The following is a 14,182-nucleotide window of genomic DNA, read 5'->3' on the forward strand; positions in this document are numbered from 1 at the left end:
GCGCTTGGCGTGCCAATCGCGGCGGGTTTGCTTTACCCGGTGACGGGGATGTTGCTGTCCCCGATGATCGCAGCGGCAGCGATGAGCCTGTCGTCCGTCTCGGTCATCACCAACGCATTGCGGCTGCGGCGGGTGGCGTTGTGAACGGCACCAGTTTCATTGTGGCACCCGGGACGGACTTTTCCCTCGCAAAGCGCCCGACGCGGATTGATCCCTTCTGCACATCCAAGGACGAATACCGCAAGCTGTTCCGGCATCATGTGAAGTGTCTGGACACGCACCAACGCTTGCAGTACGCCGCCAACTGCCAAGCGATCCTGCTGATCTTTCAGGCGATGGATGCGGCGGGCAAGGACGGGGCGATCCGGCATGTCTTGTCAGGTGTCAATCCGCAAGGGTGCCAGGTGTTCAGTTATCAGCATCCGTCCGCCACGGAATCGCAGCACGATTTCCTCTGGCGCACCACCTGCGACCTGCCCGAACGCGGTCGCGTCGGCATCTTCAACCGGTCCTATTATGAAGAGGTGTTGATCGTCCGCGTCCACCCCGAGCTTCTGCAAGCCCAAGCGCTGGCAGAGCCAATGGTTGACGCTGACGCCTTCTGGAAACAGCGGTATCTGTCGATCATCAATCATGAGCACCATCTGCACGCCAACGGAACCCGCGTCATCAAGATCTTCCTGCATTTGTCGAAAGACGAACAGCGCAAGCGCTTTCTTAATCGCATCGACGACCCGACCAAGAACTGGAAATTCACCGCATCGGACATGACCGAACGCGGCTTCTGGGATAACTACCAGGCCGCCTACGAGGCCTGCATTGCTGCAACCAGCACCCCTGAGTCGCCGTGGTATGTTGTGCCCGCAGACCATAAGAAGACCGCGCGGCTGATCGTGTCGCAGATCTTGCTCTATACGTTCGACAGTCTTGACCTGCACTATCCAACGACCAGCGCAGAGCGCCAGCAAGAATTGGTCGCGATCCGACGGACGCTGGACATTTGAAAACCTTGGCATCGGGCCGAGCGTTGTCGCGTAAGTGTCAACGGGCGGGGCACGGTAAATTGCCGATTTCCAAGCGCCGGCTGACTTTCCGAAACCGAGGTCCACACTGCCGTGCACGTCCAACCAAAACCTGACACCCAAGAGCGGTAGACGGTGAGGTGGCCCTTGATGCCCGGATTCCAACGACACTCGATCGCGCCTTGCGGTGGCTGAGATCGGCGATGGGCTACCCGGGGTCCGGATATGCCCGTCGCGCGCGTCAATCAAAAATCCATGTCACCAAGCCACGAATTCAATGTGTTGGCATCATGAAGACCTCGTTCACCGCACAGCGTGGGTCGGCTTCAAGCGCAAAGAGTGCGGCACGGGCAACGTCTTCGACCTGCAACTTGTCGGGCTTGGGTTCGTCAAAAAACGCCGTGTTAACCATGCCGGGGGCGATGATCGTGCAGCGGCCGCCAAAGGACTTCATTTCTTCGGACAGGTTGCCGCCATATCCATGCACGAACCATTTCGACGCGCCGTAGACTGATCCTGCAATGTGCACCCGACCAGCGGCGGACCCCGTTAGTAGCAGATGCCCCGCCCGTTTCTTCAGGTGAGGCATTGCGGCCATGACGGTCCAAAGGACACCCAGAACATTCACGCCGATCATCTGCTCCCATTCCGTCGGGTCGCCAGCGTCGGTGCCGGAGGCCGAAAGCCCCATGCCTGCGTTGGCGAACGCGGCGTTCAGCCCGCCCGTTTTGCCGACGAATGTCGCCATTGCTGCCTTCAGGTTGTTCAGGTCGGTCACATCGCCCGGCAAGGCCACGGCCCTGTCCCCAAACTCGTCCACCAGAGCATTCAGCTTGTCCTCCGATCGCGCGAAAAGCCCGACTTGCCAGCCTTCCGCAATCGCCAATCGTGCCGTCGCCGCCCCGATGCCGCTCGATGCGCCGGTGATGAAAAGTGCCTTCGTGCTCATGTCGTGTCCAATTGTGCGAGGGGGCATCTGAAAGGGAACGTTTCCGCGGTCATTGCGTTGCGTCCGCGCCGAATTATTCGCGTTACGGCGAAAGCGGCGTCAGGAGTTAAGGCCGACCGTCTGGACGATTACCGGCATTGGCAGGGAACACATGGCGGCGCCAATCGTTGCAAGAGTCAGCGCAAAGGGGCCAGCATGTCGACAATCACCACAGTCAATCCCGCGACCGAGCAAGACATTCAGACCTACACTCTGATGACCGAACAAGAGGCGACAGACCGGATCGAGGCCTGCCACGCGGCGTTTCTGGAGTGGCGCAAGCTGAGCCATGACGAACGGGCCTCGTTTCTGACGAGGATCGGCCAGGCGCTGCGCGAGCACGCCGACGAGTTGGCCGCCTTGATGACACGTGAGACCGGCAAGCTGTTGAAGGATGGGCATATCGAAGTCGAGATTTGTGCGGCAATCTGTGACTACACCGCCCAACACGGGCCGGACGCGCTTGCCGATGAAGAGCGCACGCACGGACCCGACCAGAAGCGCGGCGTCGTCACCTATCAGCCGATTGGCGTGATCTACTCGATCCAGCCGTGGAATTTTCCCTTCTACCAGCCGGTCCGCGTGCTGGCCGCCAACCTGATGGCGGGCAACGGCTGCGTTCTGAAACATGCCAGCATCTGTATCGGGTCAGGCCTGCGCCTGCGCGAGTTGTGTATCCAAACAGGTCTGCCCGAGGATCTGTTTCAGGTCGTCGTGATCGATCATGACACCAGCGATATCCTGATCGCGCACCCGAAGGTTCGCGCTGTGACGATGACAGGCAGCGATGAGGCCGGACGGCATGTCGGCGCAATGGCCGCCAAGGCGCTTAAGAAAACCGTCCTCGAACTGGGGTCAAACGACGCCTATCTGGTGCTGGAAGATGCCGATATCGAAACTGCGGTCAAGTTCTCGGTCATCGGGCGGCTCTATAACAACGGCGAGACCTGCGTATCGGCCAAGCGTTTCATCGTGACGGACAAGGTCTACGACGCCTTTGTCGATGGCTTTGTGGCGCAGATGAAGGCCATTCGCATGGGCGATCCGACGGATGCGAACAGCCAGCTTGGCCCGCTGTCGAGCAAGGCGCAGTTCGACATGGTCAAGGAACAGGTGGATATCAGCGTCGCCAAAGGGGCAACGGTCCTGTGCGGCGGCCAGGCGCCGGATCGCAAGGGTGCCTATTATCCGGCTACGGTTCTGGCCGACCTCTCGCCCGGCATGCCCGCCTATGATGATGAGATTTTCGGGCCTGTCGCGTCGGTCATCCGGGCCAAGGACGACGAAGACGCCATGCGGCTGGCCAACGAAAGCCGCTATGGTCTCGGCGGCGGGATCTTCTCCAAGGACGAGGACTGCGCCTTCAAGCTGGCCCGTGACCACTTTGATACCGGCATGATCCGCATCAACACCTTCGGGGCCATGGATCCGAACATGCCGTTCGGTGGGGTCAAGGATTCTGGCTACGGACGCGAGCATGGCGGCTTTGGCATCAAGGAATTCGTCAATGTGAAGGCGATCTTCCTGCCCTGACCGCGCCTGACCCCACGCCATCCCTCCTCACATTCACACTGAAGGACGACCCCATGAGCATGACCATCCTCGTTGCTGGTGCCACTGGCAAAACCGGACTACTGCTTGTTCAGGAATTGCTGGATCAGGGCCACAAGCCAACCGCGCTCGTCCGCGAAAGTTCCGACACCAGCGCGCTGCCGCAAGGCGTTGACCTGCGCCGGGGTGATCTGACCAACCTGCACGACGGTGTGTGCGACGGGATGGATGCGGTGATCTTTGCCGCAGGCTCCGGTGGGTCGACGGGCCCAGAGATGACTGACAAGGTGGACCGGGATGGTGCCAGACGTCTGACCGATCTGGCGCGCGACGCAGGGGTGACGCGTTTTGTGATGCTCAGTTCCGTCGGGGCAGACCAAACGGACCCGACGGGAGAGCTTGCCCATTACCTGAAAGCCAAGCACGCGACCGACGAGCACCTGATGGCCTCTGGGCTGACCTATGCAATCGTGCGCCCGGTGGCGTTGAGCAACGACGCGCGCGGTGCGGATGTGATCCTGGGCGAAAACGTCGACAAATCCGCGAAGGCTTCGCGCGCGGATGTGGCCCATGTATTGGCCGAGGCCGCTACCACTGGCCGTTTTGACGGCATCGCGCAGGATATGCAATCCGCCTGACATTGCGATCGTGCCAGTGCTCTGGCCGCTAAGAAAATTCAATGATTTTCCGCACGCTGATTTTCCTGAAAGGACCCGTTCCCATGACGCAATCGAAGACACGGAACCGCAAGTTTGTCCTCGCCAAGCGTCCCAAGGGTGAGCCGGACGACAGCACCCTTCGACTTGAAACCGAAGACGTTGCGAACCCCGGCAAGGGCCAGATGCTGCTGCGCAACAAATATCTGTCGCTGGACCCTTACATGCGGGGCCGGATGAGTGATGCGCCGTCCTATGCGGCCCCGGTCGAGATCGGAGCGGTCATGGTTGGCGGCACTGTCGCGCAGGTCGTGTCCTCCGACATAGGGGGCTTTGCTGCGGGTGACTGGGTTCAGGCGTTCGGCGGCTGGCAGGATTACAGCCTGTCCGACGGCAGCGGCGTGATCAACATGGGAAAGACTCCCGAAAACCCGTCCTGGGCGCTGGGCGTGCTGGGGATGCCGGGCCTGACAGCTTGGGCGGGGCTGACTCAGATCGGCCTGCCGAAACAAGGCGAGACGCTGGTCGTTGCCGGTGCCAGTGGTCCCGTAGGGGCCACTGTGGGTCAGGTTGGCAAGATCCTCGGCCTGCATGTCGTCGGGATTGCGGGAGGGGCCAAAAAGTGCGCCCACGTGGTCGACACCCTCGGCTTCGATGCTTGCATTGATTACAAGGCAGCCGGGTTTCCCGCTGCTTTGAAAGCGGGGGTGCCGGGCGGCATCGACATCTACTTTGAAAACGTTGGCGGCGCGGTTTTCGACGCGGTTCTGCCTTTGCTGAACCCCAAGGCGCGCATCCCCGTCTGCGGCCTGATCTCGCAATACAACGCTACCGCGCTGCCGGACGGCCCGGACCGGATGAGCCTGTTGTTCGGCACGATCCTGCGCAAGCGGATGACCCTGCGCGGTTTCATTGTCTTCGATGACTTTGGCCACCTTTACCCCGAATTCGCGCAGCAGATGGGCGCGTGGGTCAAAGCAGGAAAAGTCCAATACCGCGAGGAAATGATCGAGGGCCTGGAACGCGCTCCGGCTGCCTTCGTTGGTTTGCTGCGGGGTGAGTCTTTCGGAAAACGCGTTGTCAAGCTGACCGCCTGAAACACAGCCATTTTTGAAAGGCACTTCCCGATGAAAATCCTCATGGTTCTCACATCGCACGACAAACTCGGTGACACCGGCAAGAAAACCGGTTTCTGGCTCGAGGAATTCGCCGCACCCTACTATGTTTTCAAGGACGCGGGGTGCGACGTCACGCTGACCTCGCCCAAGGGCGGCCAGCCGCCGTTGGACCCCACCAGCGACGCGGACGATGCACAGACGGAGGCAACCAAGCGCTTCAAGGGCGACAAGGCGGCCCAAACCGATCTGGCAAACACGGTCGTTCTTGCGACGGTATCGCCGGATGGCTTCGACGCGGTTTTCTATCCTGGCGGTCACGGCCCGCTGTGGGATCTGGCCGAAGACGCCGACAGCATTGCGTTAATCGAAACCTTTGCAGGTTCCAATCGCCCGATTGCAGCCGTCTGCCATGCCCCTGCGGTGTTCAAGCACCCCAAAGGCGCAGACGGCAAACCGCTGATATCGGGCAAGACTGTGGCCGGGTTCACCAATACCGAAGAAGCGGCTGCTGGTCTGACCGATGTGGTGCCTTTTCTGGTTGAGGACATGCTGAAAGCCAACTGTGGCATTTATGAAAAGGGCGCGGACTGGGCGTCGTTCGTGGTGACTGACGGCAAGCTGGTCACCGGCCAGAACCCGGCGTCGTCGGAAGAGGCAGCGCGGAAACTGCTCGACTTGGTCCGATGCGGTTATTTTTTGGCGCCCGCGATACTGATGTCGCACCGCTAACCGCTGCACACTTCGAAAGGCCATTTCATGAGCGAGACATTCGACAGCATCGTGATTGGGGCAGGTCAAGCCGGTCCGGCGATGGCGGCCCGGTTGGCTGCGACCGGCGAACGGGTGGCGTTGATCGAACGCGACCAGATGGGCGGCACCTGCGTCAACACCGGCTGCACGCCGACCAAGACACTCGTCGCGTCGGCCCACGCAGCGTGGCTGGCGCGCGAGGGGGCGCGGTATGGCGTCCTGACAGGCCCGGTATCAGTGGACGCAGCCCGGGTGCGCGCGCGTAAGGATGCGGTCGTGCTGGCTGCGCGCGGCAACGTTACCCGCTGGATGGAGAACACCGCCGGCATCACCGTGATCCGCGGGCACGCGCGGTTTACCGGGCCGCATACGGTGGCGATCGACGACCGACAGCTGACGGCCGCGCGGATTTTTGTCAATGTGGGGGCAAGGGCCACGGTGCCGCCCGTGCCGGGGATCGACACCATCCCCTATTTGACCAACGCCGATGTGATGGATCTGGACGTCGTGCCCGATCATCTGATCATTCTGGGCGGCAGCTATATCAGTCTTGAATTTGCGCAGATCTTTCGCCGCTTCGGGGCCGAGGTGACCATTCTTGAGGCCGCCCCCAAATTCCTTGGCCGCGAGGATGCCGATATCGCAGCACAAATCCATGAAATCCTGACGGGCGAGGGCATCCGGATCGAGGTGGGGATCACCGATCTGTCCTTTGCACCGGCGGATCACGGCATCACCGCGCGCTTTCGCACCGCTGCTGGGGACGATGTCGCGTTGACGGGCAGTCATCTGCTGGTCGCAACGGGGCGGTTGCCAAATACGGACGATCTGGGGCTTGAAGCGGCAGGGCTGTCTGCCGACCCGCGCGGCGCCATCCCGGTGAATGACACCTGCCGCAGCGCGCAGCCGCATATCTGGGTGCTGGGCGAGGCGAACGGCCGCGGTGCCTTTACTCATACCGCCTACAATGACTTCGAGATTGTCGCGGGCAACCTTCTTGACGGCGAAGACCGCAAGATCAGTGACCGCAAGCCGGTCTATGCGCTGTTCATCGACCCTCCGCTTGGTCGGATCGGCATGAGCGAGGCCGAGGCGAGCGCCGCCGGTCATCGCGTCTTGGTAGGCACCCGAGCCATGGCGCGGGTCAGCCGTGCCGTCGAGGTGGGTGAAACACGCGGGATGATGAAGGTCGTCTTCGATGCCGAAACGCGTCAGCTTCTGGGGGCCGCGATCATCGGCTTTCACGGCGACGAAGCAGTGCAGTTCCTGTTGCCCGCGCTTTATCAGCGCCTCACTGACCATGACATCCGCTCCATGACCGGAATCCATCCGACCGTTACCGAGCTGCTGCCTTATGCCATCGCCGATGCGAAGGAGGTCTGAGAGGTCAGGCGGCCGCGAAAACTAAGCCATGCAAACCGGGCCACGGTCGATCAGCAGTATCATGCGGGGCCGTGCCCGCAGCCTTCCGGATTGACGGATTGTTATCGGCCAACGGTCTCATCCCATGCGCCGCCGTGCTTGGTCTGGAACGCAACCTGATGTCCGCGCGTTTCGCGTATGCCCCAAGGGGCTGGACACAGGAGTATCCGATGCTGAAATCCACATCACTTGCCGCGTTGCTGGCGGTGACGCTTGTCCTGCCCGCCACTGCAGACACTATCCGCGTTGGCATGTCGGGCGGGTATTTCCCCTTTACTTTTGTCCGGCAGGACACGCTGCAAGGTTTTGAGGTCGATCTGATGAATGCCCTTGCCGAACGGACTGGCGATACGGTGGAGTTTTCCACCATGTCGTTTTCGGGTCTGATCGGCGCGCTGGAAGCGGGTCGAATCGACACCATCGCCAATCAGATCACTGTCACACCCGACCGCGCGGCGAAGTTCGCTTTCAGCCAGCCCTATGTCTATGACGGTGCGCAGGTGGTGGTGAAGGCGGGAAACGAGACCGAAATCAGCGGCGTAGACAGCCTGCGGGGCCGCACCGTTGCGGTCAACCTCGGCTCCAACTTCGAGCAACTGTTGCGCGACCTGCCGTTTGCCGACGAGATCGACATAAAGACCTACGAGAGCAACATTGAGCAGGACACCGCACTTGGCCGCGTCGATGCTTTTGTGATGGACCGGGTTTCCTCGGCGCAGGTCATCAAGGAAAGCCCGCTGCCCCTCGCACTGGCTGGCCCGCCGTTCAGCGAGATTCAGAATGCACTGCCGTTCCGCAACGATCCGGAGGGTCAAGCGTTGCGCGACCGGCTTGACGCCGCACTAACGGAGATGAAAACCGATGGCACGTTGCGGGCCATTTCCGAGAAATGGCTTGACCTTGACGTGACGGCGCCTGCGGGTTGAAGCATGCGGGCGCTTGATCTTAATTACATGCTGGGTCTCGTGCCGGTCATCCTTGGCTATGTGCCGCTGACTATTGGCATGGCGCTGGCCGCGATGGCGGGCGCGCTGGTGCTGGCCAGCCTGATGGCGGTCGAACGGGTGGTGCGCGTGCCGGTGCTGGACTTGTTCGTGAAATTGTTCATCAGCTTTTTCCGCGGCACGCCGCTGCTGGTGCAGCTGTTCTTGTTCTACTACGGCCTGCCGCAGATCCTGCCGGTTCTGGCGGGGATCAACGGCGTGACGGCAGCGATCATCGGCCTGACGCTGCATTTTTCGGCCTACATGGCCGAAAGCATCCGCGCCGCGATACTGGGCGTCGATCGTAGCCAGTGGGAGGCGGCGAAGTCCGTCGGCATGACGCAAACGCAGTCAATGCGCCGGATCATCCTGCCGCAAGCGGCACGCGTCGCCGCACCGACGCTGGCAAATTACTTCATCGACATGATCAAAAGCACATCGCTGGCGTTCACCCTTGGCGTAACCGAAATGATGGGTGCCACGCAAAAGGAAGCGGCTGGCAGCTTTTTGTATTTCGAGGCGTTTCTTGTCGTGGCGGTGCTGTATTGGGTCATCGTCGAAATGTTGTCGCTGCTGCAAAAGCGGCTGGAACTTCGCCTGAACAAGGCGCTTGCCCGATGATCAGCATCCTCGGGTTGACCAAACGCTACGGCACGAACACGGTGCTGGACGCCATCGATCTCGAGATCGCGGCGGGTGAACGGGTGGCGGTCATCGGCCCGTCCGGGACGGGAAAATCGACGCTGCTGCACTGTTTGAACTATCTCGACCGACCTGACAGCGGTGTGATCCGGATCGGGGATCTGACGGTTGATGCGGCCACGGCGCGGCCTGCAGACATCCTCGCGCTGCGCCGCCGCACCGCGTTCGTGTTCCAGAACTATGCGCTCTTCGCCAACAAGACCGCACGCGAAAACATCACCGAAGCCCTGATCACCGTGCAGCGTAAACCCCGTGATGAGGCGGATTTGCGGGCGGATGCGATCCTGCGCGAGATCGGGCTTTCGGACAAGGCCGAGGCCTATCCGGCGGCTCTTTCGGGCGGGCAACAACAGCGCATCGGCATCGGCCGCGCGATGGCGCTGGACGCCAGCCTGATGTTGTTCGACGAGCCGACATCGTCGCTTGACCCCCAATGGGTGGGCGAGGTGCTGGACCTGATGCGCCGCGTCGCGGAGCGGCGGCAGACCATGGTGATTGTCACCCACGAGATGCAGTTCGCGCGCGAGATTGCCGACCGGGTGATCTTCATGGACGGCGGGCGTATCGTCGAACAGGGGCCGCCCGCGCAACTGTTCGATGCACCGCGCGACAAACGCACGGAAAGCTTTTTGCGCCGTGTCAGATAGGCAGACCAACGCCTCTTGCCCCCGTCTCGGCCACAGAGACCACGGAACGAATATTACTGGCAGGCGTTTGAGGCATAGGATCAGAACCTCACGGCACCGTCCCCGCCCAAATCACGCGCATCAGGAATGAATGACATGATGAAACCAAACCTTCTTTCCGCCGCTGCGGGGATGTTGATCGCAATGGCTTCGGCCGCGTCCGCAGACATTGTCGTGTCGTCCAAGATCGACACCGAAGGTGGACTACTGGGCAACATCATCGCACTGGCGCTGGAAGATGCAGGGCTTCCGGTGGAACGCCGTCTGCAATTGGGCAGCACGCAAGTCGTGCGCGAGGCCTTGTTGGCCAATCAGATCGACATCTATCCCGAATACACCGGAAACGCGGCTTTCTTCTTTAACGAAGCCGATCAGGACATCTGGAACGATGCGGCTGCCGGATATGACCGCGCAGCCGAACTTGACGCTCAACAAAACGCGGTGGTCTGGCTGACCCCCTCGCCCGCAAACAATACCTGGGCCATTGCCGTGACCGGCCCGGTGGCAAAAGAAAACGGGCTGGTCACGATGTCGGACTTCGGGGTCTGGGTCGCGGGCGGCGGTCGGGTCAAGCTAGCCGCGTCGACCGAGTTCGTGTCCTCACCTGCTGTTCTGCCCGCTATGCAGGACACATATGGTTTCAAGCTTACACCGGATCAGACAGTGGTGCTGTCGGGTGGTGACACGGCGGCGACCATTCAAGCGGCGGCGCGCGGGACCTCTGGCGTCAATGCGGCGATGGTCTACGGCACCGATGGCGGGGTGGGGGCCACAGGGCTGGTTGTGATGGCGGACGACAAGGGTGTTCAGCCGGTCTATGCGCCCACGCCGATCATCCGGGCAGAAGTTCTTGCTGAGTATCCAACGATCGCGGACGTGTTGGGTCTGATTTTTGCGGATCTGGACCTTGTCACGCTGCAAGAACTGAACGGCCGCATTCAGGTGGGCGGAGAACCGGCCGAAGCGGTCGCGCGCGACTATCTCAGCCGCGCAGTTGCCGACTGATCGTGGGATGATGATCGTTGCCCCCCGGCGCCTTGCGCTGTCTGCACCGGGCTTCTTGTTCGCTGTTTTGGGGCTTGGCGCGTTACTGGTTCCATTCATGACGATCGCTGCCAACCGGATCGTTGCCGGCAACGGGATCATGGTTTGGGATCTTGCAGCCCCTGCCGCGATGTGGCCAGGTCTGGCGGCTGTGGTTGCGGGACTGTTGCTTGGCTTGTCCGACAAGATGACATGGGCGCGGTTCGCGGGTGCGGGGCTCGGCTTGGCGGGAGTGGTGGTCCTTCTGATGCTGGGTGCCCCGGCGCTACTGGAAGGTGCCGGTGCCAATGCCCGCGTCTCGCCATCGGTGGGGTTCTGGTGCCTGCTGGGCGTGTTCCTGCTGCTGGCTGCGGATGCTTTGGCTGGCATGGCGCCGGGCCCCTTGATGCGGGCCGGACTGTTGGCGATGGCGCTTGGGGCACTTGCGGCAGTCCTGTGGTCCGGTGCACTGGATGATCTGTCGATCCTGCTCGAATATGCCAGCCGACGGGATGCGTTCGTTGCCGCGACTTGGCAGCATCTGGGTCTGGCCTTCGGGTCGCTGGCCGCCGCGGCGGCGATCGGGTTCCCACTGGGCATCGTGTGTCACCATCAGGCCCGATTGCGCAGCGCGATCTTGCCGGTGCTGAGCTTCCTGCAAACCATCCCCTCGCTTGCCATGTTCGGGCTGATGATCCCGGTCCTTGCCTGGGTAGGGGCGACGGTTCCGGGCGCGCAGGCGTTGGGGATTGCCGGGATCGGGTTTGCCCCGGCGTTTCTGGCGCTGGTTCTGTATGCGCTGCTGCCCGTGGTGGGCAACACGGTCGCAGGACTGGCCGCCGCGCCCGAAGCCGCCCGCGAGGCCGCCCGCGGAATGGGCATGACCCCGCGACAGCGCCTGTGGCGTGTCGAACTGCCTCTGGGCCTGCCGATCATCCTGACCGGGCTTCGCATCGTGCTGGTGCAGAACATCGGGTTGGCGGTGATTGCCGGGCTGATCGGCGGAGGTGGGTTCGGCACGTTCGTCTTTCAGGGCCTGAATCAGACTGCGACCGATCTGATCTTGCTGGGCGCGCTGCCGACCGTGGCCTTTGCGCTGACGGCGGCGATTTTCATGGATATTCTGGTTGACCTGACCCGGACGATGCCGGAGCCCGCTGATGATTGAAATCGACGGGCTCACCAAGACCTACGGCGACACCAGAGCCGTCGATGCCGTCACCATGACTGTCGAAACCGGCACGATCACCGTCATTGTGGGCACGTCGGGGTCTGGAAAGACCACGCTGTTGCGTATGGTCAACCGGTTGGAAGAGCCGGCATCAGGCGAGGTGCGCATCAACGGCACATCGACGCTTTCGGTCCAGCCGCACCTTCTGCGGCGGCGCATCGGCTATGCCATTCAGGGGCATGGCCTGTTTCCGCATCACACCGTCGCGCGCAATATCGCCGCGGTGCCCATGCTGTTGAACTGGCCGCATGACAAGATTGCTGCCCGCGTTGATGAACTGCTGGAGTTGTTCTCGATGGACCCGGTGCAGTTTCGGGACCGCTATCCCGCTGACTTGTCCGGCGGGCAGCAACAGCGCGTCGGCGTGGCCCGCGCCCTGGCATCCCGACCCGACCTGATGCTGATGGATGAACCCTTTGGCGCGCTCGATCCGATCATCCGGGCCCGCGCGCAAGACGATTTGCGCCGCATCCAGCAGAAACTGGGGTCAACCATCATGCTGGTGACCCATGACATGGAAGAGGCGATCCGGCTGGCCGACAAGATCGCGGTGATGGATGCCGGGCGGCTGGTGCAATATGCCCCCCCGGCCGAAATCATCACGCATCCCGCAACCGATTTCGTGGCCGACATGGTGGGCGATGTGGAACGCCCGTTGCGGTTGCTGTCGCTGATCCCGGTGTCGCAAGTCGTGGTCGACGGCCCTGCCGAAGGTGCGGCCATCGCGTCGGACGCGAGCCTGCGCGACGCGCTGTCTGCCTGTTTGTGGACCGGTCGCACAGCGGTGCCGGTTGAACGGGATGGCGTGCCGATTGGTCATGTGACGCTGGACGCGATCCGTGCTTGCGCGGAATTCCAGCCGTGACGGCTGCAAATGCCCTACGTCTGGCGGTGCTGGTCTTGCTGGTGGCACTGGTTGTCCACCCGCAATGGTTCGAGGTGTTCTTTGCGCCCTTGGCACCTGAGGGTGGACCTGTAATGTATGAGCGCGCCTCTCTGTTGTCGCTGTCGCTGAACCATCTGGGTCTTGTGTTTGCCGCATCTGGTGCTGCTACGCTGGTGGCCGTGGCATTGGCCATTCTTGTCACACGTCCGGCCGGGGCTGCCTTTCGCCCGCTCGCCCGCAGTATTGCCAACATGGGCCAGACCTTTCCGCCCGTGGCCGTGCTGGCGCTTGCCGTGCCAAGCCTGGGGTTCGGGTCTGGGCCAACTTTGGTCGCGCTGTTCCTGTACGGCCTGCTGCCGATACTGGAGAACGCCATCACCGGCCTGACAAACCTGCCCCGTGCCACAATGGAGGCTGCGCGCGGGATCGGCCTGTCGCGGTGGCAAAGCCTGACGCGCGTCGAGATCCCCCTTGCCCTGCCGGTCATCCTGACGGGCATCCGCCTGTCTGTCGTCATCGCCTTGGCGACAGCGACGATCGGATCGACTGTTGCAGCACGCACGCTGGGCGAGGTGATCATCGCGGGGCTCTTGACCAACAACACGGCTTTTGTTCTGCAGGGTGGGCTGATCGTGGGGCTGTTTGCAGTTTTGATCTATGATGCGATGGGACAAATCGAAGCGCTCCTTGTGCACAGTGCGCGCATCTGATGCGAGCAGTGTTCCAGCACGGTGGTTTCAGGGCGATGGGCCGACCTGTTTGATGCACATCCCGGAATGCAACTGGCAGTGACAGCCGGGTGAAGCGTGGGCTATCGAAGGTGCTCTGCTTGGCTTTTCCCTTGTTGGAGCGGGAGTCCTCGACAAGCGTCAGGTCGTCTCCTCCCCTTGACCATTTTCTCTCTCTTCGTCCTTTGCGCGACTGAGATGGTGCTTTGGCGGTGAAATTCTCTGTCAGAGCGCGCTCAACCAACCAAGTTGCCGGATGCCCACCATGCACTAACATTAACGTGGAACGCTCGATGGGGGCAGTCCACCCTTTGGCACGGGGTTCGTCAATGTCACGTGGAGTCTGGTCGGATATGCATCGATCAGCTTAATGGTGCCAATCCACCTTGGTAACGCTAGGTGTTTGATCCCAGGTTTTGATGGTGCGATCTTTTCT

At 61.7% G+C, this 14,182-nt stretch carries 14 protein-coding genes; 13 read left to right on the plus strand and 1 reads right to left on the minus strand.

What is annotated here, in order from left to right; all coding sequences use genetic code 11:
• Positions 1–140 precede the first annotated feature (140 nt).
• A complete protein-coding gene (locus EEB11_RS18695) occupies positions 141–1,004 on the plus strand; it encodes an ADP-polyphosphate phosphotransferase (protein WP_135434023.1) in 864 nt (287 codons plus the stop codon).
• A gap of 292 nt (positions 1,005–1,296) precedes the next feature.
• On the opposite strand, the gene EEB11_RS18700 is transcribed toward EEB11_RS18695, so the two are convergent.
• Complete coding sequence (locus EEB11_RS18700; RefSeq protein ID WP_135434025.1) at positions 1,297–1,971, minus strand: SDR family oxidoreductase; 675 nt, start codon at positions 1,969–1,971, stop codon at positions 1,297–1,299.
• Positions 1,972–2,166: 195 nt separating this feature from the next.
• On the opposite strand from EEB11_RS18700, the gene EEB11_RS18705 reads away from it, so the two are divergent.
• The 12 genes from EEB11_RS18705 to EEB11_RS18760 all read left to right on the plus strand — a co-directional run bounded on the left by EEB11_RS18705 (position 2,167) and on the right by EEB11_RS18760 (position 13,728).
• The gene (locus EEB11_RS18705) at positions 2,167–3,543 is read left to right on the plus strand and encodes an NAD-dependent succinate-semialdehyde dehydrogenase (protein WP_135434027.1); all 1,377 of its coding nucleotides are present in this window, start codon (positions 2,167–2,169) and stop codon (positions 3,541–3,543) included.
• Positions 3,544–3,602: 59 nt separating this feature from the next.
• Entirely contained in the window at positions 3,603–4,199 is a 597-nt protein-coding gene (locus tag EEB11_RS18710) for an SDR family oxidoreductase (protein ID WP_135434047.1), read from the plus strand.
• Between the two features lie 83 nt (positions 4,200–4,282).
• The gene (gene curA / locus EEB11_RS18715; RefSeq protein ID WP_135434029.1) at positions 4,283–5,314 is read left to right on the plus strand and encodes an NADPH-dependent curcumin/dihydrocurcumin reductase; all 1,032 of its coding nucleotides are present in this window, start codon (positions 4,283–4,285) and stop codon (positions 5,312–5,314) included.
• Positions 5,315–5,344: 30 nt separating this feature from the next.
• On the plus strand, positions 5,345–6,064 hold the full coding sequence (locus EEB11_RS18720; protein WP_135434031.1) for a type 1 glutamine amidotransferase domain-containing protein: 720 nt from the start codon (positions 5,345–5,347) through the stop codon (positions 6,062–6,064).
• Between the two features lie 27 nt (positions 6,065–6,091).
• Positions 6,092–7,468, plus strand: coding sequence for an FAD-containing oxidoreductase (locus EEB11_RS18725; RefSeq protein ID WP_135434033.1), 1,377 nt, complete (start codon positions 6,092–6,094; stop codon positions 7,466–7,468).
• A 209-nt stretch (positions 7,469–7,677) separates the two neighbouring features.
• A complete protein-coding gene (locus tag EEB11_RS18730; protein WP_135434035.1) occupies positions 7,678–8,433 on the plus strand; it encodes an amino acid ABC transporter substrate-binding protein in 756 nt (251 codons plus the stop codon).
• Positions 8,434–8,436: 3 nt separating this feature from the next.
• On the plus strand, positions 8,437–9,111 hold the full coding sequence (locus tag EEB11_RS18735; protein ID WP_135434037.1) for an amino acid ABC transporter permease: 675 nt from the start codon (positions 8,437–8,439) through the stop codon (positions 9,109–9,111).
• A complete protein-coding gene (locus EEB11_RS18740; RefSeq protein ID WP_135434039.1) occupies positions 9,108–9,839 on the plus strand; it encodes an amino acid ABC transporter ATP-binding protein in 732 nt (243 codons plus the stop codon). The genes EEB11_RS18735 and EEB11_RS18740 overlap by 4 nt, the downstream gene beginning before the upstream one ends.
• 138 nt (positions 9,840–9,977) lie before the next feature.
• On the plus strand, positions 9,978–10,883 hold the full coding sequence (gene osmF, locus EEB11_RS18745; protein ID WP_135434049.1) for a glycine betaine ABC transporter substrate-binding protein OsmF: 906 nt from the start codon (positions 9,978–9,980) through the stop codon (positions 10,881–10,883).
• 10 nt (positions 10,884–10,893) lie between these two features.
• Positions 10,894–12,069 carry an ABC transporter permease gene (locus EEB11_RS18750; protein ID WP_494338054.1) on the plus strand — a complete coding sequence of 392 codons (1,176 nt, stop codon included), beginning with the start codon at positions 10,894–10,896 and terminating at the stop codon, positions 12,067–12,069.
• Entirely contained in the window at positions 12,062–12,997 is a 936-nt protein-coding gene (locus EEB11_RS18755) for an ABC transporter ATP-binding protein (RefSeq protein WP_135434043.1), read from the plus strand. The genes EEB11_RS18750 and EEB11_RS18755 overlap by 8 nt, the downstream gene beginning before the upstream one ends.
• Positions 12,994–13,728 (plus strand): ABC transporter permease, encoded by a 735-nt coding sequence (locus EEB11_RS18760; protein WP_135434045.1) that lies wholly within the window; start codon positions 12,994–12,996, stop codon positions 13,726–13,728. Before EEB11_RS18755 ends, EEB11_RS18760 begins: the two co-directional genes overlap by 4 nt.
• Positions 13,729–14,182: the final 454 nt, after the last annotated feature.

Source organism: Pseudotabrizicola sediminis (genome assembly GCF_004745575.1).
Lineage (GTDB): Bacteria > Pseudomonadota > Alphaproteobacteria > Rhodobacterales > Rhodobacteraceae > Pseudotabrizicola > Pseudotabrizicola sediminis.